This is a genomic window from Flavobacterium piscisymbiosum (assembly GCF_020905295.1).
GTDB lineage: Bacteria > Bacteroidota > Bacteroidia > Flavobacteriales > Flavobacteriaceae > Flavobacterium > Flavobacterium piscisymbiosum.
Window position 1 is genome coordinate 3065219 of sequence record NZ_JAJJMM010000001.1, and the last position, 21684, is coordinate 3086902.

The window sequence follows — 21684 nt, forward strand, 5'->3', positions numbered from 1 at the left end:
CACGGGGACACAATACGAGAAAGACAATATGACGCTCCCGTGGTTGAAACCACGGGCTATGTTTATACCGTTTTGAAATAGCAAAAAAAGAAAATCATTCTCCAACCATTTCCCCAACATAGCCCAAAAACTCCATTTCATTCAAAGGGAACATTTGCAGGACGGTTTCTAAAATAAGCCCCACATTTATAGATTGGTTTTTCTTTTCGTTCACATTGTGCATATCGTGATCAAGTGCCAAAATACATAATTTTATCATATCGGTAATAGCGCAACCTAATTCAAAGTAATTTAAAAACTTAATTTGAGCGATGTAAGTTTCTTGTTGATCGTTGGCAGGTTGTAAGGTGCGAAAATATAATGCAGTTAATTTTTTAAGTCTCGTTAAAGTATCTGTTTCATTAGTTTCCATAGGGCGTATATTTATTATTTGTGTCTTGTTGATCGTTTTACAAATTTGCGGGTATAATTTTATAGAGAGAAAAATCGTACTTTTGTTTGGTTCAGCGAAGTAAGAAACAGATTGTATCGTACCAAACCGTTTTGGCTGGTATCCTACTGTCTAAATAAGTTTTTTACCAGTTGAAGTTTTTCACACTTAATTATTATCTTTGAATTATGAGCACACTTACAAAACCAAATCATATAGGGCGTAAAATAAGCCGTATTCGTGAACTTCGTGATATGAAACAGGAAGCTTTGGCCCAAGCTTTAGGGATAAGCCAGCAAACAATATCTGCTATTGAAAACAGCGAAACCATCGAAGAAGAAAGACTTGTTGAAGTGGCAAAAGCATTGGGTGTGACGGTTGAAGCCATTAAGAATTTTTCGGAAGAATTGGCAATTAATTATTTTAATACTTTTAATGATTCAGATAATAATTTTAATCATTATAATACATGTACTTTCAATCCATTAGACAAATTAATGGAAGCGGTAGAAGAAAATAAAAAACTGTACGAACGTTTGCTCAAAGCAGAACAAGATAAAATCGAATATTTAGAACAATTACTTAAAGGGAAATAATATTTTCAAGAGAGATTTATTCGCTCATTTGTGTTTGTGAACCCAAACTTTATATATCAGAAATTAAGTTGATATGCACGAGCGGGACATTTATGCCATCAGAAGCAAGGAAAATTTCTAATTGAAGTGAAAGTAGCTGTAGAATTATTACAGTTTAAAATAATTCCAGTTATAATTTTTTTCAAAATAAATTTAGGGGATAATGATATGGATAAAAAAAAATATACTCTCCTTTTAATTGTAATTATTGGTGTGATAATGGTTTTATGGGGGAAAGAATTGACCAAGAATAAAATTAAAAAAGATTTAGGTAATTACGATTATGCAATTGGAAATATTGATGTCTTTTTTTATAGAGCTCCAGTAGGAAATAATGTTCGTTTTAGTTCTATTACATATTCTTATGTAGTAAATAATATTAGATACGTAAATAATTATGATGCTCTAGATTATAAATTACCTTCTTCACCAGATGTTAATGATAAGTTTATGGTAGTCTTTAACAAAAAAGATCCCAAAAAAAGCCTTTTATTAGGTGATTATCCAATAAAAACAGAAGAAGATTTTAAGATATTTATTGATACCAATAAAAATTTCAAAATTAAATTTTAAAAAAGTAAAAATAAATCTTCTGATAGATTCGCATAAAAGAATTCAGCTTTAATAAATGCTTTTCTATTTTGAGTAAAACAATAAAAAACTCTCAGCAATGCGAGTTTTTTCATTTTAAGTTCCTAAAGAAACAAAATCCACTATATTTTACGCTTTACCATTGCATTAGATTTGCTTTTTAGTTTTTCTATCAATGCATCCGCTTTTTCATTTTGAGAAAGAGATCGCAAAGATTCTGCGTAGCGATAGTAATAAATAGGATCTAAATCTGAAGTCATAGCAAATAGTTCGCCGTACCATACTGCTGCTTTCTCAAAATAGCAATGCGTATAAGAGGAGTTTCCTAACTTTTGAAACAGGTCTACAGATTTGTATCCTTTTGCGGCAACATTTTCATAAGTTTTAATTACGTCGACATAAGCATATTTGTCGCTAATTTTATCAGTAGTGTAAAATTCTTCAGTCTGGGCAGCAACCCGAAATGAAAAAGCAGTCAATGATATTAAAATAGCTAGTTTTTGTTGCATAGACATTTTGAATGAATTTGAAAAATACTTAATTCTTAAAACAATAAAAAAATTGAATTGTATTTATTCTTATTTGCAAAATTATGTAAATCAGTTATATAACTCACAATTTTTTGTTTTATTATAGTTTTGTATTAAATATTTCATTATTCATAAAATCACTTTTTATATAACAAAAAAAAGCATCAGCCACGGCCGATGCTTTTCAGTTTTAAGTAAAAAACAATTAACGACGGAAACCAGGACTTTCGTTTACTGATTCGTCAAGCTTAATAGTTTTTGATTTTTTAGCAGAAACAGCAATATCGTGTTTCGCAACTTTACCATTTTCGTTTACTTCTAAAGTATAAGTTCCGGCAGGAAATGCCTCTAAACTTAAAGTTTTCGAAATCTCTAATTTATCTGTAGCAGATGATCCTGTGTACACTAAATTATGGTTTTCGTCGTAGATAGAAAAAACTGATTTCTCAACGTTGTTCAAAGTAAAGCTAATTACTTTTCCGTTTCCGGTTTTTATATTCAAAATATAATCCCCTTTTCCATCAATTGCGTAAGTAAAGATTGTTGTTAAAAATGCGGCAACAACTAAGCCCATTTTGGTAAAATTTGTCATGTTTTTTTTAAATTGTTAATTACTGTTTGTGGAACGCCCAAAACTACAAATTGAAATTTAATTTTATGCAAAAAAATCACTTTTTTCTATGTCTAAATTGCTGAATTAAAGATGTTTCTGCGCTTTGGCTGAACTATGTACGTAATTACTGGGCTTTTGGATGTTTTTTAGTTCCTGTTTTTTAATGGTGTAATAATCAAAGTATTATATTTATTAAGAATAGTTTTCTAAAAATAAAATAGCTAGAGGTTACTGGAAAAAATTGGGCATAAAAAAACAGCTCAATAACCACAAAGAGCTGTTCTAAAAACGAATTTCTCGTTTTAAACTTTACTAACTATCTAACCTCATTTTTATACTTTTCAGTATAACTTTTTAGCGTACTGCTACGCTTGAATTTTTAGCAGAAAAACCTGCTTTGTAAACCGATGAAATTGCTTTTTTTGATAATACAGTTGCATCATCAGTTATAGTAATTTCGTGTCTCACTTTTTTTACATTATCTTCAACTTCTAAGAAGTAAGTTCCGGCAGGAAACTCTTCTAAGCTAAAAGTTCTCAAAATTCCATCTTTACCTGAAGCGCTTTCAGAATAAATTAAAGTACCCTCTTTATCATAAATCGATAAATTGGCTTTTTTTACCTGATTAAGAGCAAACGTAATTAGTTTTCCATTATTCTTTAATACGTGAAGATTAAAATCTTCATTCCCGTCAATTGCATAAGTACTCATTCCTGAAAAAAGTACCGCACATACTAAACTTAATTTTAAAATCTTTTTCATGGTATTTAGTTTTAAATTAATAGTTCTAATTCTCTGATGCTAAATTAGTTCGGATGTATGTTTTTTATCACAACTCTATTTTCCGATTTCGATGCTATATTCTCATTTACGAAACCGTTATAGGTTAAAGTTTAAGTTATTTTTAGCGTTTCTGTTAATTTGGTTATTATTTTTTAATGTTTTGTTTAAATTGAGATAATATTGGTTGTTCTTGTTTTCTTACAAAAGTTTTGTGGATTAATGTTGAGATGGTACACGGATGACACGGATTCGCTAAAGCGAAAACGCAGATAAAAACGGATTTTTTATGCTCATTTTTGTCATTTCGATCTATGATAAAAAGCAAATCTTTTTTTCGGGAGCTAATCCCGCTATCCGTTTCAATCTTTTGTGTCCGCCGCGGCGAACAAAAAAGGATTTTCTCCCGAAGCTTCGGGACTATCGGGGCTAGAGCCATCTTTTTCATAATAATACTTCGTTTATTTTGTGAGGGATTTTCAAACGCGGTATCTTCGGAACTTAAGCTTTATATTGACAAAGCTTTGTGAACTCCGTGTTTTTGAGCGTACTCTTAGATAAAACTCTTAGTGTTCTCTGTGTTTAAATCTCATTTTGAAGTAGATTATTTTACCGCAAAGATTTATTTAACCGCAAAGACCGCAAAGATTAAACTTTAAGGGTTTTATAAAAAATACAAAGTTCGCAAAGCTTTTTTTAAATTAGCTTTACGAACGTTGTGTAAATCTTTGCGAACCATTGCGTATCCCGATAGCTATCGGGATTGCGGTCTTTGCGGTTAAATAAAACTTTATAAATAAAAACTTTGTGTCTTAGTGCCTTTGCGGCAAATTCAAAAAAGTATGGCACAAAAAAAACAGCTCAATAACCACAAAGAGCTGTTTCAAAACAATCACGTTTTTAACTTTACTAACTATCTAACCTCATTTTTATACTTTATGAGAAGTATAAACTTTTTTAGCGTGTTGCTACGCTTGAATTTTGAGCAATTGTATTTGCTTTATATGCTGACGAAACTGCTTTTGAAGATAATACAGATGTATCATCAGTAATTGTAATTTCGTGTCTTACTTTTTTAACGCTGTCTTCAACTTGTAAGAAGTAAGTTCCCTCTGGAAGTTCTTCTAAACTAAAAGTTCTTAAAATACCATCTTTCCCAAAAGCATTTTCAGAATAGATTAAAGTATTGTTTTTATCATAAATACTAATACTTGCTTTTTTAACCTGGTTTAAAGCAAACGTAATTAGCTTTCCATTAGCCTTTAATACATGAAGGTTAAAATCAGCTGCTCCATTATCATTACCATCAATTGCATAAGTACTCATTCCAGTAAAAAGTACTGCGATCACTAAACTTAATTTTAATATCTTTTTCATAACACTTCGTTTTAAATTGTTTGTTCTAATTTTCTGATGCTAAATTACTGTAGGGATTACTTTTTTTTCACAACTGTATTTTCCAATTTATGTGCTGTATTCTCATTTACGAAACCGTTATAGGTTAATTTTTGAATTATATTAGGTGTTTTTGTTAATTCGGCTATTATTTTTCAATTATTCAATAAAATTAACATTTGTGTAAAAGCTCTATTATTCTTACAAATAAGAGGTATCTGTATTTAAAGTCGCTAGTAAATACGATTTATGAAAAAAATCTACCAAAAAAATACGGATCATTAAAAAAATCCATCAAATTCGGGAACTTGATGATTTAACTTTTAATGATTATTATGCAAAATTCTTATTTACGAAACCGTTATAGGTTAATTTTTAAATTATATTAGGCATTTTTGTTAAATTTGCTATTATTTTTTAAAGAAATTATCATGAAGACAATTGCCCCAGCTCTTGAAGTGATATCAAACTCATACGGAAGTTCTTTTACCTACACAAAGCACGCCGAAAAGACCAATAGTAAAGCTCATTTATGGCATTATCATCCAGAAATCGAGTTGGTTTATATAAATGGTGGAGCGGGGAAAAGACAAATAGGAAGCCATGTTTCTTATTATACAAATGGTAGTTTGATACTTATAGGTGCTAATTTGCCACATTGTGGTTTTACAAATGAACAAACGGGAAATATTAATGAAACCGTTATTCATATCAAACCTGAGTTTTTAGGGAATGATTTTTTTGTTGCTCCCGAAATGAAAAAGGTACAGAATCTTTTTAGTCAGGCAAAAGCCGGAATTGCTTTTGGCGGAGAAACTAAAAAAAGAATCGGTAAGAAAATCGAGATGATGGAACACCAGCTTCCGTTTGAACGTTTATTGACGCTTTTGAGTGTTTTAGACGAATTAGATTCTTCTGAAGAATATACTGTGCTGAATGCCGACGGATTTTCGTTGGAATTGCAAACGCAGGATAATGATCGTATTAATGTTGTTTTTAACTACGTGAAAGATCATTTTCAGGAATCTATTGCAATAGACGAAGTTTCGAGCTTGGTAAGTATGACAACACCTTCGTTTTGCCGTTATTTTAAGAAGATTTCGAACAAAACATTTACGGAGTTTGTAAACGAATATCGTTTGGTACACGCATCAAAATTATTGGCCGAAAAACCAATAAGCATAAACGAAGTATGTTACGAAAGCGGCTTTAATAATTTCAGTCATTTTAGTAAATCCTTCAAACAATACACCGGTAAAAGCGCTTCGCAATACCGTCACGAACACAAAATAATTATTAGCTAATTCCATAGGAGGAAGCTTTATATTTTTTGCCACGAATTCCACAAATTAGCACTAATTTTTTCTAAGTAAAAGGAAAATATTAATTCGTGTTAATTTGTGGAATTCGTGGCAAACTTTTTTATTATGTCTAGCTGAGCGTAGTTGAAGCTTTTTTTGGAATTTAAAAATTAAAATTTTCACCAATCACTATTAAGTTCAGTATTGGAATTTAAATTAAACTTTGGAATTTTTTTAAATTTGTTGTTATAAAAATTATATTTACATGCTTGTTATTTTTAAATTATAACAATCCAAATAATAGATTTAATCCATCACCAAAATTTATAACCGAATGAGTTTATTTAGAAAACCTGTTACATTCCTCCTTATCGGAATGACTTTTTTTAGCTGTAACAAAAAAGAAGTCGCATTTTCAGATCCTTTAATTACCAATCGCGACACCACCATCAATCCGGCAGATGATTTTTTTAATTATGCTAATAATGGCTGGTTCAAAAAAAATCCTATTGCAAAAACAGACAGCAATAACGGAATTATGAGAACTGTAATTGATACAATCAACGGACAGATTAAAAATATCTGCGAAAGCTCGGCCAAAGACGAATCGGCAGCAAAAGGAAGTAACAAACAAAAAATAGGTGATTTTTATGCTTCAGGAATGGATACGATTGCCATCGAAAAAGCAGGTTTGTCTCCGCTAAATGCCGAGATTAAAAAAATCAACGAAATTAAAGATGTTTCAGGATTAATCAATACAATTGCGCATTTGCAAACCGTAGGAGCAGATCCGGCTTTTACATTTTATGTTTCGCAAGACGATAAAATCAGTACAAAATATGCGTTGTTTTTCGGGCAAGGCGGTTTAGGAATGAGACAAAGAGATTATTATCTCGATACAGACAAACGAAATGTAGAAATTCGTACAGCTTATGTAGCACATCTTAAAACGATGATGCGATTTACGGGAGATGAAGAGGCGATTGCGGTAAAAAATGCTGCAACGATTATGAAACTCGAAACCGAATTGGCAAAATCATCACGAAAATTAGAAGCACTTCGTGATCCTATAAAAAATTACAACAAACTTTCGGTAGAAAAATTCAATTCGCTTACACCTGATATCGACTGGAAAAAAGTATTGCCAATTTTAGGTATTGCAAAAGCAGATACTGTAATAGTAGGACAGCCGGAATTCTTTACAGCCCTAAATACTACGATTAAAAAATATTCGATCGAAGATTGGAAAACGTATTTGAAGTGGAATCTTGTAAGTTCATACGCTCCTTATCTGAATGCTGCTATCGAAAAAGAAAATTTCAAGTTTTATGCCACAACGTTAAATGGAGTAGCAACTCAAAAACCACGTTGGAAAAGAGTAGTAGAGCAAACAGATTCTTCTTTAGGAGAATTAATAGGTCAGGTTTATGTGAGTGATTATATGCCAAAAGGTGTCAAAGAGAAATTATTGGAGGTTGGAAACAACATTCGTGATGTATTTGCTTCGCACATTAAAAAACTGGATTGGATGAGCAAACCTACCAAGCAAAAAGCATTATTCAAGCTGAGTAAAATGGTCATGAAATTGGGATATCCTGATAAATGGAAAGATATGAGTGCACTTTCTATAGATCGAAAATCATATTGTGGGAATGTTATGAGTGCCAATATTTGGGATTATAAATACATGATCAACAAATACGGGAAACCGGTAGACAGAAACGAATGGGTGATGCAGCCGCAAACTTACAATGCATACTATAACCCAAGTAACAATGAAATTGTAATTCCAGCGTGTAATATTATTGTTCCGGGTTATGAAGGACGTATGCCGGACGATGCTATTTTGTACGGAATTATTGGAGGTTCTTTCTTCGGGCATGAAATTACACATGGTTTTGATGATCAGGGAAGTCAATATGACGAGAAAGGAAATCTAAACAATTGGTGGACAGCTGAAGATTTGAAAAAATTTAAAGCAAAAACGAAATTGATAGTAGAGCAATATAATAAATATACAATATTGGGCAAAAATGTAAATGGAGATGCCACTCAAGGTGAAAACATTGCTGATTTAGGCGGCGTAATTATGGGTTATGAGGCATTCCAGAAAACAACACAATTTAAAAACAAGGAAAAAATTAGCGGATTAACTCCGGAGCAACGTTATTTCCTTGCTTATGCGTATTCCTGGATGATCAACAGAAGAGACGAATCGAAAATCAATCAAATCATGACCGATGTACATTCGCCGGAACAATTTAGAGTGAATGGACCTTTGAGTAATATCCCTGAATTTCATAAAGCATTCAATGTCAAAAAAGGAGATAAAATGTATCAGCCGGATAGTTTGCGAGTAGTAATCTGGTAAGAAATAATCTAATTTATATTTAAAACCATTCGTTGCGGCGAATGGTTTTTTTGTTTTAGGATGTAATGGGCCGCGGGTTAAGCGGATTAAACTGGTTATCGCGGATTTTTTTTTTTTTTTTTTTTGCCACAGATTAAATGATTAAAATGATTTTTTAATCTGTGTATATTTTTTTGCCACGAATTCCACGAATTTTCACGAATTAAATGGATGCTGATTTTTGGCCTTTTCGCAGCTAAAAAAATCATTTTAATCATTTAATCTGTGGCTTTTTTTTTTCGCAACAAATTATTCATAATCCAATTCGTGAAAATTCGTGCAATTAGTGGCAACCTTTCATTATCGAAAAACCAGTCGGATTTTTCATATAATTTACGCGGAAAAAACTATATTTACAATCCCAAAAAAGAAAAAATATAACTATGAAAAACTTTAGAATTTTAGTATTTGCTGTTCTTTTATGCGCTTCTTCAATGAGTTATGCCGCAAAAGTAGATACTTTACAAGTTGCCAGTACAGCCATGAGCAAAACCTACAAAGCGGCGGTAGTGTTGCCTAATTCGTATGCAAAAAGCAAATCGGCGTTTCCGGTGATGTATTTATTGCATGGTGCTTACGGTCATTTTAGTGATTGGCTGAAAAATACGCCAAACAAAAAATTAGTTCAAAATTTATCTGATCAGTATAATATTATTATTGTAATGCCCGAAGGAGAGACATTCAGTTTTTATTTGGACAGTCCGGTAAATAAAGGAAGTCAGTTTGAGACTTTTATTACACAGGAAGTGGTTCAAAAAGTAGACAAAACCTATAGAACGATAAGTAACCGAAACGGAAGAGTAATAACAGGCCTTTCTATGGGAGGTCATGGCGCATTATACTTATCTGCCAAACATCCTGAATTGTTTTGCGCTGCCGGAAGTATGAGCGGTGCCGTAGATATGAGTACAATGCTCAATCGTGAATCTTCGGCACAGGTTGTAAAACTGATGCAGCCCGTTTTTGGAGATAAAAGCGATAGCTCAGAAATGTACGCACAATATGCTGTAATGGGAATGCTGGATAAAATAAAAGCCAATAAACTACCTCTAATTATTGATTGTGGAGTTGATGATTTTTTGATAGAACCCAACAGAGAATTACACCGAAGATTAGTGTATAATAAAGTAGATCACGATTATACAGAGCGTCCGGGAGCACATACTTGGGATTATTGGGAAAATTCACTACCTTATCATGTGTTGTTTTTTAATAAAATCTTGCTTAAAAATCAGGTGGTTGCAAAAAAATAATACAACTTTTAGTAAGGAATCACTCAAAAAGCTTTTTTTGGTTTGATTTTTGGAATACCTTTATATATAAACTTAAAAAATAAAAATTATGAAAAAGATACTTACCTTATTCGCAGTTGTTGGATTAATCGTGTTTTCTAGCTGTGAAGGCGATCAAGGACCTCCGGGTGAATCGGTTGCCGCTAACGTTTTTGAAGTTGAAAAAGTAAATTTTAGTGCGACTGCTAATTCTGATTTTGATTTTAATTTTAAATCACGAATTTTTCCAGGTGATGTCGTTTTAGTATATAGATATGCTGGATTCTCTCCTACTACTAATTTAGATGTCTGGACAATTCTTCCTGATTCTCACTATTACACAGACGGAGGGCTTTATTTTAGCTATAAATTTGATTTTACTCAAGATGATGTTAAAATTTATACAGAAGGATTGGATTTAATTGCAAATCCAATACCAGCTGATTTAAGGACTAATCAAATATTTCGTATTGTAGTTGTTCCTGGTAACAATCCTATAGTTACTACGGCTAAATCTACAAATAAAGCTGACTATTCAGATTATTATGCAGTTATTAAGAAATATGGTATTGATGACAGTAATGTTACGAAATTAAACTAATTACTACAATGAAAACAAAAAAAGGAAATCTTACGATTTCCTTTTTTTTTATTGAAATTTTAATTTTTAATGAACTGACCTGTATAAATAATTCTATTATTTCGTGAGATATTTACAATGTAAATTGCTGCAGGTAAATTTGAAATGTCGACAGTAGCTAGTTTAGAGTTAACTAAAGTGAAATTATTTGAATTTACTATATTGCCAAAAAAGTTTGTAATAATGATACTTGCGCCTTCTAATTGAGATCCTCCATATGTTCTATTATTTGTGTCTTCAATATTTATAATTGACGTTGCTGGATTTGGAAATATTTTTATAGATTCATTTGTATTATTTGCTCGAGCTTCGAAATTAATTTGTACAGTATTGCTCGTGTAATTTGTACTTTTCTCATAATCGAATAAGATTCTTCTGTAATATTGTATTTGGAAACTAGGAGTTCTACGTGTATCTTCCATTAGTGGTGTTGGCGTATAATTTTGGGTAGTTCCATTTTGAATAGGATCCCAATTTACATTGTCTTGAGAGACAAGCCATTGGTAATATGAGAAGTTATGAAAATCACCATTTAATGGACTTGCAAGATTATCTGAACTTACTGTTTGATCACAACATATTGTATTCTTTGTAGCATTAGCTATTAAAGGTATTATTTCAATAACATTACTTGCTGCACATCTTCTATAGCTCGATTTATCATTTGGGTCTTCTAATATTAACCGTCTATATTCCATTCCTGTATTTGTCTGAGGAGGTAAGTAATTCATTTGTGTAGCTCCTGAAATATCTCTCCAGCCATACATTGAGAAAAAAACAGCACTCATATTGGTCCAGGTAGAAGGGTATTTAATTCTCGATTGCCATTGGATGTTATAGCTTTTTAACGAGTTTCTAACGGATTGATCTCGTTGGCGTCCGCCCCCTGTTGCTTTTATAGTGTGACTTTCCGTAGGTTCATTGCCTACAATCATCTCAGGGACTTGTCCAGTTGTTAAATATTGGTTACCCGTGATTGTATTATTTACATATAGATTATCGAATTGTGGCAGGAAATTAACTATATTGAAAATAACTTTGCCACTGTATGAGATTGTGCCATCATCAAAAGTGGTCTTTTCTCTTAATTCACCGCCCTGATAAAACGGTGACCCTGGTTGTATTATTTGGTCGCCATAAGCCCATTCTTGAGATGCGACATAAGAGTATTCATGGAATAAGGGTAAAATAGGAGTTCCTCCATAAGGTACTATTTCAATAAACTTGTAAGGTAATGGAGGTGGAGGTGGAGATGTGCCATCTTTTATGACAGCGATATTGGAACTTTTGTAAGTTGCTCCAGCATAATTTTTGTATTCGGCATATATATTACCTCCTGAAGTATTAAAGTCTGCGCTATCTAGATAGATAACGAAGTTAATAATTCCAATTTTTCCTCCGCCAAAATTTAAAAATACTCCGTTACCACCTCTAGCTATGTTAGCACCCAAAGCAGGACTTTTTTCATAATAGATACTAATAGTTCCATTATCTGGACTATTTGTGGGGGTTTCTACTTTAACATTTAAAGCTATTGTTGAAGAAGTTGAACCACCTAAGTTAATAGGTCCATTGTTAACGTTTGATCCATTTACAACTGTTGGCGTTAAAGTGACTTTCTGTCCAAACATTATTGTGCTAAATAATAATAAAACGAGATACATGTAATTTTTTCTCATGATAAGGCTTTTAAAAATTTATAATGAGCTAAATGTATTGAATATAAAAGTATTATCTTATTTTTAATCGTTAAATTGTAGTATAATATTTATTTTTATCTAATTCTAAACATTAAAAAAGGAAATCGCAAGATTTCCTTTTTTTATAAATATATGTTTCAGGAATATTATTCCTGTTCTAAATCAGTATCAGTAAGTTCTTTTTCTTTTCCGAATTTAAGAGAAACTAAAATCCCTACTAAAAGCGAAAGTGCAATAAATCCTAATGAAGCCCATTCTGGAACATGAATCCATTCGTGAAGTAACATTTTTAATCCCACAAAGGCTAAAATGGCTACCAGACTATATTCTAAGTAACTGAATTTTGCCAGCATATTCGCCAGGAAGAAATACATAGAACGTAATCCAAGGATAGCAAATATATTAGAACTGAATACCAAAAACGGATCTGATGTAATCGCTAAAATTGCCGGAACACTATCTACAGCAAAAAGAACATCCATAACTTCTATTACAATCAAAGCAACAAATAATGGAGTTGCAGCTCTTTTGGCAGTTTTTGTCGAAATGAAAAACTTTTCTCCATCCATTTCAGCAGTGATCGGAATAATTTTCCCTAATGTTTTATATACAAAAGAATCTTTGGGCTGGAAATCATCATCTTCTCCGGAGAACAACATTTTTATTGCAGTAAAAAGCAGGAAAAGTCCAAATACATAGGTAGTCCATGCAAATTTATTAATAAGCATTACTCCAAAGAAAATCATTAATCCGCGGAAGATTACAGCGCCCAGGATTCCCCAGAATAAAACGCGGTGTTGGTATTTTTGTGGTATTTTGAACGAAGCGAAAATAATCGCAATAACAAAAATATTGTCTACACTTAAAGACAGCTCAATCAAATAACCGGTAATAAACTTCATAGAAGCTACAGCTGGTTTTAGATTGTCAGGATTCGCAATATAATCAGTAGTGTAAAGCCAGTAAATTACTCCCGAAAACAGAAATGATAAAGTCACCCAAATAAGTGTCCATTTACTTGCTTCTTTGGTACTAATAATATGGGGATTTTTATTGAAAACACCCAAGTCTAAAGCAAGAATAAAAACAACGGCTAATAAAAACAAAATCCAGACTATCATGATACTTTTTTTAAATGATTTACAAAGATAGTTTTTGAAGTTTAACTTAAAAATTTATTATCGAAAACTTATGTTGAAATTCTGAATAAAACTTCGCTATCTTAACTCTTGTGGCGGTGAGGTTTGAGTAAGATAAGAACTTTGTCAAAGTTTTAAACTTTGACAAAGTTTTGTGACTTTCAAAATGATGATAAATAAAAAAAAGTGCCAACAATTACGATGGCACTTTTAAGATATAATCTAAGCTTTGAATTATAGCGCTGATTTTACAGTTTTGATAATTCTTGCAGCAATTTTGTATGGATCTCCGTTTGAAGCTGGTCTTCTGTCTTCAAGATATCCTTTCCATCCTTTTTGAACAGTGTATAAAGGAATTCTGATTGAAGCTCCTCTATCAGATACTCCGTAAGAGAAATCGTGAATAGAAGCAGTTTCGTGTTTACCAGTTAAACGTTGGTCGTTGTAAGCTCCGTAAACTGCAATGTGTTCTGCAACAACAGGACGGAAAGCTTCACATATTTTTTCGTAAGTTTCTTTAGATCCACATGTTCTTAATACTTCGTTAGAGAAGTTAGCATGCATACCTGAACCATTCCAGTCAGTATCTCCAAGTGGTTTTGGGTGGTATTCGATATAGTAACCATATTTTTCAGTCAAACGATCTAGTAAGTAACGGGCAACCCAAATTTCGTCTCCGGCTTTTTTAGCACCTTTAGCGAATAATTGAAATTCCCATTGTCCGCAGGCAACCTCTTGGTTAATACCTTCAAAGTTAAGTCCGGCAGCGATACATAGGTCAGCATGTTCTTCTACTAATTTTCTTCCGTGAGTGTTTTTTCCACCTACAGAGCAGTAGTACATACCTTGTGGAGCAGGATATCCTCCAACAGGGAAACCTAATGGCAATAAAGTTTTAGTATCCATGATGAAATACTCTTGTTCGAAACCAAACCAAAAATCATCATTATCATCATCAATTGTAGCTCTACCGTTAGAAGGGTGTGGTGCTCCGTCAGCATACATAACTTCTGACATTACAAGGTATCCGTTTATACGAGTTGGATCAGGGTAGATTGCAACAGGAACTAATAAACAGTCAGAAGATCCGCCTTCAGCTTGTTTTGTTGATGAACCATCAAATGACCAGTTTCCAAGTTCTTCTAATGTTCCTTTGAAATTTTCATGCTCTTCAACTTTAGTTTTACTTCTAAGATTTTGAGTTGGTTCATATCCATCTAACCAAATGTACTCTAACTTAATTTTAGCCATAATAATATAAATTAATTTTTTTGTTTTTTTCGTTGGGTCAAATATAGATTTATTTTTTTAGCCGTAAAAATTAGGGGGCTGTTTTGTTTATGTCTCTATTATTTTTTGGATAAGCGCAATTTTCTGAGGGGTATATTTTTAAAAAAGCAATTTTTAACACTATTAAAAAATAAATTCGTAAAAATTACAGCTGTTTTTTATAAATCAGGGTTAAGGAATTATGAAAAAATGTTTATTTAATGAAGAATACTGATGTATTTTGTTACATTTCTTTAAATCAAATTCATTATTCTTTGAAAAAAGCATCTTACATTGAAAAATCGTCGAATAAAAATCTCAAATTTATCCTATAAACAGCCTTTTTATTTGTTTATATTTGTCGATCATTTTTTAGTAAAAATTATTACAAATTTTAAACTTATTATACATGTCAACATTACGTTTCCAGGCCTTGAGAGATGCTTCTACAAGAAAGCCAGTACATTTTGAAGAAATCGATAGAAAATCTAACATTTTTGGCGCAAATGTGTTTAATGAAAAAGCTATGAAGCAGTTTTTGACTTCAGATGCTTTAAAGGGAGTTAGAGATGCCATCCAGCACGGAACTAAAATAGACAGAAAACTGGCAGATTATATCGCCATGGGAATGAAAGAATGGGCTTTATCTAAAGGTGTTACTCATTATACACACTGGTTTCAGCCGCTTACAGGAACAACAGCAGAAAAACACGATGCTTTTTTTGAAGTTTCATATGACGGAAGTGATCCTGTAGAGAAATTTGGCGGAGCGCAACTGGTACAACAAGAACCGGATGCATCTAGTTTCCCGAATGGCGGAATCAGAAATACATTCGAAGCAAGAGGATATACGGCCTGGGATCCCACTTCTCCGGCATTTATTTACGGAACTACTTTATGTATTCCGACTGTATTTATTGCTTATACAGGAGAAGCATTAGACAATAAAATTCCGTTGTTAAGAGCTTTATCTGCTATAGATGAAGCAGCGACAGAAGTATGTAGATATTTTGATAAAAATGTAAAAAAGGTAACGGCTACTTTAGGATGGGAGCAGGAATATTTCCTTATTGATAAAGCATTGGCCAATTCCCGTCCTGACTTGATGATGACCGGGAGAACCTTATTAGGACATACGTCTGCAAAAGGGCAACAATTAGATGATCATTATTTTGGTTCTATTCCAACTCGTGCCCTTACTTATATGAGAGATTTAGAGCAGGAATGTATGTTGTTGGGAATTCCGGTAAAAACACGTCATAACGAAGTAGCACCAAATCAGTTTGAGCTGGCACCCATTTTCGAAGAAACCAATCTTGCGGTAGATCATAACTCCTTATTAATGGATGTGATGCAAAAAGTGGCCGAGCGTCACGACTTTAAAGTATTATTTCACGAAAAACCTTTTAAAGGAGTAAACGGATCAGGAAAACACAATAACTGGTCACTGGCAACAGATACAGGAGTTAATTTATTGAGTCCGAGTAAAACGCCAATGAGTAATTTACAATTTTTGACTTTCTTTATTAATACCATAAAAGCAGTTAATGATTACGAAACTTTATTAAGAGCGGCGATCGCAACAGCAAGTAACGATCACAGGTTAGGAGCAAATGAAGCACCGCCGGCAATTATCTCTGTTTTTATTGGGGCACAATTAACAAAAGTTTTATCTGAGTTAGAAAGTGTGACAACAGGAAAATTGTCTCCTGAAGAAAAAACAGATTTAAAACTGAATGTAGTAGGTAAAATCCCGGACGTTCTGCTTGATAATACAGACAGAAACAGAACTTCGCCTTTTGCCTTTACCGGAAATAAATGGGAATTCAGAGCAGTGGGATCAAATTCAAACTGTTCGAACGCGATGACCACTTTGAATGCGATTGTAGCCAAACAATTAAAAGACTTTAAAATAGAAGTTGATACTTTGATCGAGTCGAAAGACATGAAAAAAGATGATGCTATTTTTAATGTTTTAAGAGAATACATTAAACAATCTAAAAAAATACTTTTTGAAGGTGACGGATATAGTGACAGTTGGGAAAAAGAAGCGGCAAAAAGAGGTTTAAGTAATTTTAAAACTACTCCGGAAGCAATTAAGGCCAAAGTTTCGAAACAAGCTTTGGATTTGTTTTCTGAATTAGGAATTCTAAACCATGTAGAAGCCGAAGCGCGTTACGAAATAGAATTAGAAGAATACACTAAAAAGATCCAGATTGAAGGAAGAGTTTTGGGTGACATTGCAAGAAACCACGTTATCCCAACAGCAATTCGTTACCAAAATACTTTAATTGAGAATGTAAAAGGTTTGAAAGAAATCTTTGGAAAAGAATTCGAAACCATTGCAAAAGAGCAAATCGTTTTGATTAAAGAAATTTCAGGCCATATTGAAGGTATTAATTCTAAAGTATTGGCCATGACTGACGAAAGAAGAACCGCCAATCATTTGACCGATGCACAAAAAATGGCCGAAGCGTATTGCAATAAAGTGAAGCCTTATTTTGAAGATATTCGTAACCATTGTGATAAATTAGAGTTACTTGTAGACGACGAAAGCTGGACATTAACCAAGTACAGAGAGTTATTGTTTACCAAATAATAACAATTGAACAGTTCTATTAAGCCCATCGAATTACGGTGGGCTTTTTTTTGTTTTAATGTTAAAATAAAGTAAGATTAACATTGTTTTTAGCAGATGAGAGGGTATAAATGTAAGGAAATTGTAATAATTAAGTAATTTCCTACTTACGTTTTTTGGCATTTCAGTAGTTCATCGAGATAGTTTTACAGTTCATCGAAAAGTCGTTATGTTATTGTAAAATAGGTATTTATACTTGATTTGGTTTTCGATAAGTTTTCTAATTTTGGTCATGAAGAAAGAAAATAAGTCTTCTGATTTTATTTTCGAATGACGTTTTTGATGGCCTGATTTCCCCCAAATCACACTGACCTACATAATAAGTTGTATTAATAACCAATTAAATATATCTATTATGAAAAAAGTAATTTTAAGCATCTCAGCGATGCTGTTTGTAGGGGCTGCAGCTATTGCGCAGGGAAACACTTCATCAGTGAATCAGGTAGGAAACTCTGACCAGGGTCTTGTTACTCAAAATGGTTCAAATAACGGATCTCTTGTTGATCAATTAGGAGATAACAACAAATCTGAAGTTTTTCAGGGAATTCAACCAGGATTGTATGCAGCAAAAGACAACAAAGCTGATGTGAAACAAAATGGTAATGGTAATGGGGCTTTTATTTCTCAAAGCAACCATGATAACGAAGCTTATCAAACACAAAAAGGGAATAGCAACAGAGCTACAATCTGGCAAGATCAAATTGTAAACGCACCAAGTTCAACAGGTGGATTTGACAAAGCCTGGCAAACACAAACAGGAGACAGTAATACTGCTACTGTAGATCAGGGTACAACAGGTAATGAGAAACCAACAGGTGCTCCTTTTACTGCTGCTCAAATCGGACATGCTAATGGTGTAACTGTTCCGGTTGGTCCTCATAATAACAATAAAGCTTGGCAAACACAAAAAGGTGATAACAACGTAGCATATGCAAGTCAAGGAGGTCAAAGAAACGAGTCTACACAAACTCAAACTTCTCCAAGCGGTACTTCTGCAGCGAACAAAAACACTTCAAACCACTATCAATATGGTGATGATAACAAAGCTACATCTGTACAAAACGGTACTAAGTTAACTGAAGATACTTTGCAAATTGGTAACTTAAACAAAGCGACTGTGACTCAAACCGGAGCATCTCATGCTAGTATTGCATTCTCAAAAGGAAACTCAAATACAATTGTAGTTACTCAGACTAACTAATAGCATAAAATATAAATGAGATAGTCATAGAACGTGACTATCTCATTTTTTTAATCTAAATCAATAAAGATGAAAACTTTCATTTTAAATATTGTGATCCTTTTAGTTTTTTCTCCCGTATTATATGCGCAGGAAAAAGAGGATAACTCAGATTTTAAAAATTATAGCTCCTCTGTTTTTAATTCAAAACAAGTGGCTTTTAGTGTAGTTTCTTCAATGGATAAAAAAGCTCAAAATGATTTAAATCAAAAAATCCAATCGGGTATTAATATTCAGCAAATTGGGGATTTGAATAAAGTAATAGCAAATTTAAAATCGAATGAAATCAAGGTTGCTATAAATCAAAACGGAGATAGTAATCAATTGTTTTTAGATAAAAAAGCAAAATCAATTACTCAAAATTTTGTACAGCAAGGAGATAACAATAAAATTTCTGATTTTACATTGAATACCAATTATAATGTAAATATGGAAATGATCCAAAAAGGAGACAATCAAAACATTCAAAGTATTGGAACCAATTCACTGTCAAAAAATATGAAAATTACCCAGACAGGAAATGGCGCTTCAGTAATTCTTATTAATAAATAAATTTAAACATGCGTTTTTTATATCGACATATCACATTCGTATTTCTGGTTTTTACTGCCATAGTATATGGTCAGGTCCCCCAAGACAAAATAAAAGCAAAACTGGAAATTGAAAAAGTAGAGGGTAATGTAAAAATTACGGGTACAGCTGAAAATCTTACTGATGTCATCAGAGGTGCTGCCTATAGAATGTCTGTTATAAAAAATAATAATAAAAGTAATAATCAGTCTAATAATGACCAGGTTGGTGTTTTTACCTTACAGCCAAACGAAAAGCAAAAATTATCTACATCTCAGATTAATCTGTCTGAGGATGATGAGGTAGTCGTTTTATTATTGTTTTATGATGAAGACAAGCAAATAATAGCGAAGGATCGTGTGGTTTTGGGTGAAGAAAAAAAAAAGATGTAGAAGTAATTGTATTGCCTGTTGACGGATTTGTGTTAAGAGGAATTATTACAGACGATACTAAAACCAAAATGGGAAAAGATTTTTACGACAGGTATTATTACAAATACAATGATATTGGAATCAACGCTGAAAAAATAGTCACAATAGGTGAAGAATATAGTTTTGCAAGAAATACATCCATAACCATAAGTATCGACAACGAAGTTATTTATGAGTTTCTGGCAAGGCCGGATGATGAATTTTTGGATGCAGTTGCAGAAGAATCTGTAAATGCCACCTTCACTTACCTGAAAGAAAAAGAAAAAGAGCGCAAATATTTCACTCAGTATTAATTTTATTATTAGCGACATGAAATTTATAATCACCCTGGCAGTATTCCTGCTTATTTCTCCGTTTATAAATGCTCAGGCATTAGTTTATAAACCAGTCAATCCGGCTTTTGGAGGAGATACCTTTAACTATCAATGGCTTTTGAGTAGTGCCGAAGCTCAGAATAAGCAAAAAGATAAAACAGCCGAAACAAAAACACAAACTGATTTAGAGCGATTTAAAGCCAATTTAAATTCGCAATTATTGAGTCAGATTTCAAGTACACTCTACAAGCAACAATTTGGTACTGATGGCATAAAAGAAGGTTCTTATACTTTCGGGAGCTATTCAGTTGATGTTTACCCATCTGCAGACGGGCTTACCCTAAATATTTTAGACACCAATACCGGCGAACAAACTCAAGTAATTATCCCAAATCACTAACATGAGATTACATCACTACTTATTTATAGTATCCGGATTACTTTTTTCGGGTTGCGGTGCTTATTATAATCAGCCAACCGGCGTGCAAAAAGCAGTTTTAGGAGAAGGAACTCCTGCCACTTCATTATTAAAAGATCTGCCAAAACCCAAAGAACAAGTTGTCGTGGGTGTCTATAAATTCAGAGACCAGACCGGACAATATAAACCACAGGAAAACGGAAGCAGTTTTAGTACTGCCGTGACCCAGGGCGCCACTTCTATATTGATAAAAGCGCTGGAAGATTCTAAATGGTTTATACCCATCGAGCGTGAAAATATTGGTAATTTATTGCAGGAACGAAATCTTATTCGGGCAACGCGTCAGGAATATGTGAAAAATGCCAATCCAAACGAACCTCAGTTAACCCCTTTATTATATGCAGGGGTTTTATTAGAGGGCGGAATAGTTTCATATGATTCTAATATTATTACCGGAGGTTTCGGGGCACGATATTTTGGAGCCGGAGCTTCTGTAAAATACCGTCAGGATCGTGTTACGGTTTATTTGAGAATGATTTCAACATCTAACGGAAAAATTTTAAAATCAGTTTATATCTCTAAAACTATTTTGTCTCAGGCTATTGATGAAAGTTTGTTTCGATATGTAAATTTTAAAAGACTATTAGAAGTTGAAACCGGATACACCACAAACGAACCCGTACATATGGCGGTTACCGAAGCCATCGAAAAAGCAGTAGAATCTTTGGTTCTGGAAGGTATAAAAGATAATATCTGGGAAGCAGATGCACCAAAATTTGAAGTTGATAATCTACTAAAAGCATATGCCGAAGAAACCAAAACGGCTGATGTAACCGCGCTTTACGGAAGAGAATTAGAAAACAGAAGAAGCAAATTTGCTATCGAAATTTCCGGCGGTGCGACCCTTATGGATGGCGATTATCAAGATCCGCTTTTACGGCCTTTTGGTCGCGGCGCTTTAAAGTATTTTATAATTCCAAGCTTTAATATAAGCGCTTCTACAAACGTGGTCAATCTCGCCAACACAAATTTACTCGACGTAGGTTATATCACTTATGATCTTAATCTCGAATGGATTTTACTCCCCAAAGATCGTTTTACTCCTTATCTCTACGGAGGCGGTGGATATGCAACAAACAGGAAATTCGAGAATGCCTATGGTAAAATTCAATACGGTTTAGGACTTGAATATCTGATTTCAGACAAAATTGGAATCAAATTGTTTGGAGAGCAAAACATTAATTTTAGTGATAATGTCGACTATATAAAAGCAGGAACCCGTGACGATTACTATTATAAATTCGGGTTAGGACTTACTTATTATTTTGGGAAAAAGAAAAAATAAGGAATTGTGAAAATCAGAATTTAA

Annotated in this window: 21 protein-coding genes; 13 read left to right on the forward strand and 8 right to left on the reverse strand. The window is 33.1% G+C overall.

Annotation, left to right across the window (positions count from 1 at the left end; genetic code table 11):
* Positions 1–94: 94 nt before the first annotated feature.
* Complete coding sequence (locus tag LNP81_RS13385) at positions 95–412, reverse strand: hypothetical protein (protein WP_230036568.1); 318 nt, start codon at positions 410–412, stop codon at positions 95–97.
* Between the two features lie 206 nt (positions 413–618).
* Between LNP81_RS13385 and LNP81_RS13390 the strand changes: the two genes are divergently transcribed.
* Together LNP81_RS13390 and LNP81_RS13395 are read left to right on the forward strand one after the other, a co-directional pair.
* Positions 619–1026 (forward strand): helix-turn-helix domain-containing protein, encoded by a 408-nt coding sequence (locus tag LNP81_RS13390; RefSeq protein ID WP_230036570.1) that lies wholly within the window; start codon positions 619–621, stop codon positions 1024–1026.
* A 126-nt stretch (positions 1027–1152) separates the two neighbouring features.
* Positions 1153–1638 carry a hypothetical protein gene (locus LNP81_RS13395; RefSeq protein ID WP_230036572.1) on the forward strand — a complete coding sequence of 162 codons (486 nt, stop codon included), beginning with the start codon at positions 1153–1155 and terminating at the stop codon, positions 1636–1638.
* A 140-nt stretch (positions 1639–1778) separates the two neighbouring features.
* Here the strand turns inward: LNP81_RS13395 and LNP81_RS13400 are convergent, their stop codons facing one another.
* The 4 genes from LNP81_RS13400 to LNP81_RS13415 all read right to left on the reverse strand — a co-directional run bounded on the left by LNP81_RS13400 (position 1779) and on the right by LNP81_RS13415 (position 4956).
* The gene (locus LNP81_RS13400; RefSeq protein ID WP_230036574.1) at positions 1779–2171 is read right to left on the reverse strand and encodes a flagellar motor protein MotB; all 393 of its coding nucleotides are present in this window, start codon (positions 2169–2171) and stop codon (positions 1779–1781) included.
* Between the two features lie 220 nt (positions 2172–2391).
* Positions 2392–2778 (reverse strand): secretion protein, encoded by a 387-nt coding sequence (locus LNP81_RS13405; protein ID WP_230036576.1) that lies wholly within the window; start codon positions 2776–2778, stop codon positions 2392–2394.
* Positions 2779–3153: 375 nt separating this feature from the next.
* Positions 3154–3561: a T9SS type A sorting domain-containing protein gene (locus LNP81_RS13410; protein ID WP_230036578.1), complete on the reverse strand. Its 408-nt coding sequence runs from the start codon at positions 3559–3561 to the stop codon at positions 3154–3156.
* A gap of 975 nt (positions 3562–4536) precedes the next feature.
* On the reverse strand, positions 4537–4956 hold the full coding sequence (locus LNP81_RS13415) for a T9SS type A sorting domain-containing protein (RefSeq protein WP_230036580.1): 420 nt from the start codon (positions 4954–4956) through the stop codon (positions 4537–4539).
* A 449-nt stretch (positions 4957–5405) separates the two neighbouring features.
* On the opposite strand from LNP81_RS13415, the gene LNP81_RS13420 reads away from it, so the two are divergent.
* The 4 genes from LNP81_RS13420 to LNP81_RS13435 all read left to right on the forward strand — a co-directional run bounded on the left by LNP81_RS13420 (position 5406) and on the right by LNP81_RS13435 (position 10557).
* Complete coding sequence (locus LNP81_RS13420) at positions 5406–6278, forward strand: AraC family transcriptional regulator (protein WP_230036582.1); 873 nt, start codon at positions 5406–5408, stop codon at positions 6276–6278.
* Between the two features lie 331 nt (positions 6279–6609).
* The gene (locus LNP81_RS13425) at positions 6610–8646 is read left to right on the forward strand and encodes a M13 family metallopeptidase (protein WP_230036584.1); all 2037 of its coding nucleotides are present in this window, start codon (positions 6610–6612) and stop codon (positions 8644–8646) included.
* 422 nt (positions 8647–9068) lie between these two features.
* Entirely contained in the window at positions 9069–9938 is an 870-nt protein-coding gene (locus LNP81_RS13430) for an alpha/beta hydrolase (protein WP_230036586.1), read from the forward strand.
* Between the two features lie 88 nt (positions 9939–10026).
* Entirely contained in the window at positions 10027–10557 is a 531-nt protein-coding gene (locus LNP81_RS13435; RefSeq protein ID WP_230036588.1) for a hypothetical protein, read from the forward strand.
* Positions 10558–10616: 59 nt separating this feature from the next.
* On the opposite strand, the gene LNP81_RS13440 is transcribed toward LNP81_RS13435, so the two are convergent.
* The 3 genes from LNP81_RS13440 to LNP81_RS13450 all read right to left on the reverse strand — a co-directional run bounded on the left by LNP81_RS13440 (position 10617) and on the right by LNP81_RS13450 (position 14686).
* The gene (locus tag LNP81_RS13440) at positions 10617–12275 is read right to left on the reverse strand and encodes a T9SS type A sorting domain-containing protein (RefSeq protein ID WP_230036590.1); all 1659 of its coding nucleotides are present in this window, start codon (positions 12273–12275) and stop codon (positions 10617–10619) included.
* A 167-nt stretch (positions 12276–12442) separates the two neighbouring features.
* Positions 12443–13417, reverse strand: coding sequence for a TerC family protein (locus LNP81_RS13445; protein WP_078008263.1), 975 nt, complete (start codon positions 13415–13417; stop codon positions 12443–12445).
* Positions 13418–13669: 252 nt separating this feature from the next.
* Complete coding sequence (locus LNP81_RS13450) at positions 13670–14686, reverse strand: glutamine synthetase beta-grasp domain-containing protein (protein WP_230036592.1); 1017 nt, start codon at positions 14684–14686, stop codon at positions 13670–13672.
* A 427-nt stretch (positions 14687–15113) separates the two neighbouring features.
* On the opposite strand from LNP81_RS13450, the gene LNP81_RS13455 reads away from it, so the two are divergent.
* The 7 genes from LNP81_RS13455 (at position 15114) to LNP81_RS13485 (ending at position 21660) form a co-directional block, all read left to right on the forward strand.
* The gene (locus LNP81_RS13455) at positions 15114–17303 is read left to right on the forward strand and encodes a glutamine synthetase III family protein (protein WP_230036594.1); all 2190 of its coding nucleotides are present in this window, start codon (positions 15114–15116) and stop codon (positions 17301–17303) included.
* Positions 17304–17697: 394 nt separating this feature from the next.
* The gene (locus LNP81_RS13460; protein WP_230036596.1) at positions 17698–18543 is read left to right on the forward strand and encodes a hypothetical protein; all 846 of its coding nucleotides are present in this window, start codon (positions 17698–17700) and stop codon (positions 18541–18543) included.
* 69 nt (positions 18544–18612) lie between these two features.
* The gene (locus tag LNP81_RS13465) at positions 18613–19134 is read left to right on the forward strand and encodes a hypothetical protein (protein WP_230036598.1); all 522 of its coding nucleotides are present in this window, start codon (positions 18613–18615) and stop codon (positions 19132–19134) included.
* Positions 19135–19142: 8 nt separating this feature from the next.
* On the forward strand, positions 19143–19544 hold the full coding sequence (locus LNP81_RS13470) for a hypothetical protein (protein WP_230036600.1): 402 nt from the start codon (positions 19143–19145) through the stop codon (positions 19542–19544).
* A gap of 29 nt (positions 19545–19573) precedes the next feature.
* Positions 19574–19876 carry a CsgE family curli-type amyloid fiber assembly protein gene (locus LNP81_RS13475; RefSeq protein ID WP_346432755.1) on the forward strand — a complete coding sequence of 101 codons (303 nt, stop codon included), beginning with the start codon at positions 19574–19576 and terminating at the stop codon, positions 19874–19876.
* A 16-nt stretch (positions 19877–19892) separates the two neighbouring features.
* Complete coding sequence (locus LNP81_RS13480) at positions 19893–20297, forward strand: curli production assembly/transport component CsgF (RefSeq protein ID WP_230036604.1); 405 nt, start codon at positions 19893–19895, stop codon at positions 20295–20297.
* A 1-nt stretch (position 20298) separates the two neighbouring features.
* Positions 20299–21660 carry a CsgG/HfaB family protein gene (locus LNP81_RS13485; RefSeq protein WP_230036606.1) on the forward strand — a complete coding sequence of 454 codons (1362 nt, stop codon included), beginning with the start codon at positions 20299–20301 and terminating at the stop codon, positions 21658–21660.
* Positions 21661–21684 lie beyond the last annotated feature (24 nt).